Below are 4642 nucleotides of genomic sequence, written 5' to 3'. Positions count from 1 at the left end.
ACCCCGCGAAGAGAGCGGAACCCAGCAGTTGATCACGACATCACACAGGCCCTAGCAGCGGCTGGCCCGCCTGACGTCCGGACGAATGCGGGTTCGGGTCACTCGGTCAACAGCAGCCTGGCGCGGACGGCGGCCAGATCGTCCGCGCTGAGGCCGGCCGTGAGCAGGCAGGAGTCGGGGTCGAACGAGGTGAGGGTGGCCATGAGCGCTTCGCGCGCGGTGATTCCCTCGCGGGCAAGGATTCGGTCGATGACCACCTGCTCGTCCGCCAGGCCAAGGTGGGCCCACAGCGCTGCGAGCCGGGAGCCGCTGAGCTCGTAGTCGGCGGCGATGTCGTCGGGCGTGACGCCGACGAGCGTGAGTAGCAGAAGAGCGACCAGCCCAGTGCGGTCCCGGCCCGCACCGCAGTGAACGAGGACGCCGCCGGGCTGGGCACGGGCAACAGCACTGACGGCGGCGGCCGCCGCGTGCGGGCGGAATTCGAGGTGGGGCCGGAAGAACAGCGGGGTCCCGTCCAGGTGGCCCCACTCGTCCCACCAGTCCTTTCCCACAAGCGCGTCGAGCGGAACCCGCGCGAAATCGATCCCCTCGGGTTTCGGCAGCGAGGACTTAACCTCCTCCTCGTTGCGCAGGTCGATGATGGTGCGGATGCCATACGCCTGCAGGGCGGCCCAGCCGTCGGCGGTCAGACCGTCGATACTGTCGGAGCGGACCACAGCGCCCCGACGTGTCTCACCTCCATCAGCAGTGCGTATCCCTCCGAGGTCTCGGACGTTGAAGCTGCCTTGCCATAGCAGATCGCGATCGCAAACATCCATGCCCGGCACGTCCGCCAGGTGATGATCCTGAGCACTGGTCACGCGGTTCCCTCCTCGTGCCGGACGCGTTGCCCGGCCTTACCGATGCTGAGCCTTCCCCCCAGGTGAAGGTCAACCAGCGGCGGGTCGTCAGGATCACCCTTTGTGCGAGGAGTTATCAGTGCTCGGTGTCGGAGGGCGGTGGCGACGCGGGGTGAGATGGCGACCCATCCGTGGCTGGAGCGGGTCTTTGGTGTGGTGATGACGAGGTGGTTGTCGATGGCGGAGAGGGTGCAACGCCCGTAGAGGACGCCTTCGGTCAGGTGGACATCGTTCCAGTGGAGGCCGAGGGCTTCGCCCTTGCGCATGCCGGTGCCGATGAGGAACTCGAACAGGTCGGCCGCCATCTCGGCGTCGGCCTGGTGGCAGTAGACCAGGAAGCGGGCGGCCTCCTGCGCTGTCCAGATGCGTCACTCCGGCGTCGGCGGGCGGCGCAGGACGGGTGGGCTGGCTGGGTCGTGTGGGAGGCGGTGTTGGCGGACGGCGTCGCCGAGGGCGCTGGAGAGGGTGGCCAGACACCGGTAGAGGGTGGTGCGGCCCCGGCCGGCGGCGAGCTGGCAGGTGACGTACGCGGAAATGTGGCGGTGGGCGAGCTGGTCGAGCCTGACGGTGCCGAGGCCGGGTTGAGGTCGTTGCGGACGTAGTCGCGGTAGCGCGGGTTCGTCGAGCACGCGCTGTCCCTCTACCTCCCCGATAGCGCTGCCGATGACGTCGACGAGGCGGCCGACGCGGGAACGCTCGGCCGGTCGGTGTTCAGCCGCCGGATCGAGCGGAAGATCACGGCCGTCGACCGGACCACGGCCCGCGGCACCGGCCGCCGCCTGGTGTGGTTTCTCCGCGAGGTTCACGGCTACCTGCGCGACCCAGACAAGGGCGAACAGGTCCGCGCCGCGGTCCGTGAAACGATCACCGCCACGCACCCGCAGATCCTGATCGCACACTCGCTCGGCAGTGTGATCGCCTACGACATGATCCAACGTGGCGAGATCCCCCTCGCGAAGGACGGCGGCGTGCGGGCGTTCATCACCTGCGGCTCACCACTGGGCTGGCTGGTCGTCCGGGACGGGATCGCTGCAGCCGACTCCCTGCTCACCGTGCCCGCCGGGACCGTGTGGACGAATGCCTACTGAGCTTTTCGGGTCGTCATCGGGTAGTGACGGTTCATGATCCCTGCGGTATGCCGGTGAGGTGAGGTATCCAGAGGGTGGGGGCCTGACCGCTGAGCGTCGGGCGTTTCGTGAGGGGATCCGGCTTCAGGCCGGCAAAAGGTTCGCGGCGGGCGAGAAGACCGCGGTCATCGCGAGAGAGCTGCGGGTGAGTGTCCGGTCGGTGGAACGCTGGCGTCGTGCCTGGCGTGAGGGCGGCTTGGAGGCCCTGCGCTCGGCAGGTCCGGCGAACGCCCCGACCGTCACCGATGAACAGTTCGCCGTGCTCGAGGGTGAACTCGGCAAGGGCCCGTCGGCGCACGGCTTCGAAGATGAACGCTGGACCCTGGCCCGGGTCCAGACGATGATCCGCTGGCATCTTCGGGTGAGCCTGTCGGTGGCGACGGTGTGGCGACTGCTCAAACGGCACGGCTGGTCCTGGCAGGCGCCCGCGCGCAGAGCCCTCGAGCGTGACGAGCAGGCAGTAGAGCTCTGGAAGAAGGAGGTGTGGCCGCAGGTAAAAGCCTCGCGGCGGCGTCCGGGGCCTGGATCGTCTTCGAGGACGAAGCCGGCTTCTCGATGACTCCGCCCCGTGCCCGTACCTGGGGCCGGCGCGGGCAGACCCCCGTCATCCGCGTCCGTGGCAGGTCCCGCCGCCGGACCTCTGTCGCGGCGTTGTGCTGCTACAAATCCAGCGAGAAGAGCCGCCTCATCCACCGCCCCCGCACACATCTCCTCCTCAAAGGCGCACGCAAGAGCTTCTCCTGGAAGGACTACCGTGACCTGCTGGTGCGGGCACACATCCAACTCGGCGGCCCGATTGTGGTGGTCTGGGATAATCTCAACACCCATCTGGCCACCGGGCTGAAACGGTACGAGGCCGAGCACGACTGGCTCACCACCGTCCGCCTCCCGCCCTATGCACCCGACTTGAACCCCGTCGAGGCCGTCTGGTCGCTCATACGACGAGCGATGGCCAACACCCCCTTCGGCACACCCGACGACCTCGACCGCACACTCCGCCGCGAGTTGCGCAGAATCCAGCTCCGCCCCCACCTGGTCGACGGCTGCCTCACCGCCACAGGTCTGGCTATCAACCCACCGACGCCACCTGAAAACCTCAGTACTCCCGCTGGGACGTCGTCGCGCGCGGCACAGGCCTCAGCCACATTGCCGCCGGAGTCAAGGACGTACGCATCAGCACGGGCAACTACCTCTCCCCCCACGGCATCCGTGAATACCTGACCAAGAGGTCCGTCGCCGATGCCGTCACCGCCGGACCCTGAGACGGCACACATGGCACCTCTCACCACCGGCGCCCCGCTCTCACCTTGGGTGCCTTTTGGCGTGATACGGACAACGGATCGCCTGCGCTGTCCCTTAGGAGGAGATCCAAGACCACGGAGTGCTCTTGGAAGATGACCCGTTGGGTCTGGCTGCCGACTGCCTTGCCCGGCCCCCCGGTTCCCGGCCGCTCAGCGGCTGGGAACCGGGGTTCTGCTTACCCGGGCGGGCTGGGCCCGACCTGCCCGGGCAGCAGGACCAGCTGGGATGGAGGGTCCCGCCTGTTGTGGCCTACCGCCAGGGTGCCTGGGCGCGCTGAGCCTGTCGTTGTGCGGAGATGGCGTCTGCGCGTGCCATGGACAGGAGGTGGGGGAGCCGTCCGGCTGCTTTGGTGGTCCACCAGCAGTGGGCCTCGGGCGAGAACGCGGTCTTGGGGACGTTGTCGATGGCCTCTTGGTAGACGGCTGGTGAGTCGTGCCACTCGGTGTCGCCGATCACCCGCAGGGAGCGGCGCAAGAGACCGTCGAGGAGGGTGAAGAGGCGGGGGAGGGCGGTCAGGTGGTGTCGGCTGCGGCCGGCGTGGCGGACACCGCCTGGATGTTGGGCCCAGAGGAGGTATTGGGCGGGCCAGGGCAGGTCGATCGCTTCGCGCCCGTCGTAGGCCACGACCAGGGGCTCGGCCATGGAAGCGGCGATGCCGGTCACCATTCCTCGCCCCGTGTTGTGCAGTTGATCGACCAGTCTGGTCACCCACGGCTCATCCTGAAGATCGCGCTTGATTTCGCGCTCTAAGGCGTCGTGGGCGCGTGCCCATCGTGCCGCGACAGGCGAGGAGCGGTTGTGCTGCTCGGCAGGGGCGAGATGCATGAGGGCCTTGAGCCACCGCTCGCACCATCGGTCGAATCCGTACTGGTAGTCGTAGCGTGCCGTGCCCGACGAGGCGTCTTTCAGCTCTTGTGCAACCAGGGCTTCTTCGCAGATCTCTTCCCAGGTCTCTTGCCAGGGGAGCCGGAACTTCCCAGGCGTGTCAACGGCCACTCAGTTCTCCCCGGAGGCGGCCAGTAATTCTCCCCACTGGCGGCCAGTGAATCTTCCCCAACCGCGGCCAGATCTCCCCGCTGTTGGTCGGTTGGGTCAGCGCAGGGGGATCACCCCCTGGCCGCTGGTGGCCTGGTTGAGTCGGAACGAGTCACCCTGGGTGACCACGACGTGAGCGTGGTGGAGGAGCCGGTCGACGGTCGCGGTGGCCAGGGTTTTGGGCATGATCTCGTCGAAACCCGACGGGTGGAGGTTGCTCGAGGCGGCCAGGGCCCGTCGTTCGTAGGCTGCGTCGACCAGACGGTAGAAGCCCTCGGC

At 67.9% G+C, this 4642-nt stretch carries 6 protein-coding genes and 1 pseudogene; 2 read left to right on the top strand and 5 right to left on the bottom strand.

The genetic code is table 11. The features are described from left to right. Positions 1 to 98 precede the first annotated feature (98 nt). The 3 genes from ACZ6ZT_RS34970 to ACZ6ZT_RS34960 all read right to left on the bottom strand — a co-directional run bounded on the left by ACZ6ZT_RS34970 (position 99) and on the right by ACZ6ZT_RS34960 (position 1528). Positions 99 to 860: a tyrosine-protein phosphatase gene (locus tag ACZ6ZT_RS34970; RefSeq protein WP_469724478.1), complete on the bottom strand. Its 762-nt coding sequence runs from the start codon at positions 858 to 860 to the stop codon at positions 99 to 101. Then, positions 857 to 1204 (bottom strand): site-specific integrase, encoded by a 348-nt coding sequence (locus ACZ6ZT_RS34965; protein WP_469724477.1) that lies wholly within the window; start codon positions 1202 to 1204, stop codon positions 857 to 859. The genes ACZ6ZT_RS34970 and ACZ6ZT_RS34965 overlap by 4 nt, the downstream gene beginning before the upstream one ends. 63 nt (positions 1205 to 1267) lie before the next feature. Beyond that, on the bottom strand, positions 1268 to 1528 hold the full coding sequence (locus ACZ6ZT_RS34960; protein WP_469724476.1) for a hypothetical protein: 261 nt from the start codon (positions 1526 to 1528) through the stop codon (positions 1268 to 1270). A gap of 78 nt (positions 1529 to 1606) precedes the next feature. On the opposite strand from ACZ6ZT_RS34960, the gene ACZ6ZT_RS34955 reads away from it, so the two are divergent. Both ACZ6ZT_RS34955 and ACZ6ZT_RS34950 read left to right on the top strand, forming a co-directional pair. Further along, a complete protein-coding gene (locus ACZ6ZT_RS34955) occupies positions 1607 to 1987 on the top strand; it encodes a lipase family protein (RefSeq protein ID WP_469724475.1) in 381 nt (126 codons plus the stop codon). 58 nt (positions 1988 to 2045) lie between these two features. Beyond that, positions 2046 to 3097 (top strand): annotated as a pseudogene (locus ACZ6ZT_RS34950) (IS630 family transposase); the annotation flags it as partial. A 480-nt stretch (positions 3098 to 3577) separates the two neighbouring features. Here the strand turns inward: ACZ6ZT_RS34950 and ACZ6ZT_RS34945 are convergent. Together ACZ6ZT_RS34945 and ACZ6ZT_RS34940 are read right to left on the bottom strand one after the other, a co-directional pair. Continuing rightward, positions 3578 to 4324 carry a hypothetical protein gene (locus tag ACZ6ZT_RS34945; protein ID WP_469724474.1) on the bottom strand — a complete coding sequence of 249 codons (747 nt, stop codon included), beginning with the start codon at positions 4322 to 4324 and terminating at the stop codon, positions 3578 to 3580. A gap of 96 nt (positions 4325 to 4420) precedes the next feature. Next, positions 4421 to 4642: ATP-binding protein (locus tag ACZ6ZT_RS34940; RefSeq protein WP_469724473.1), on the bottom strand; the 222-nt coding region annotated here is incomplete at its 5' end.

Source organism: Streptomyces sp. NPDC102258, assembly GCF_055584685.1.
Note: the sequence above shows the minus strand (reverse complement) of the source record. Positions and strands in the feature narration are given on the sequence as shown.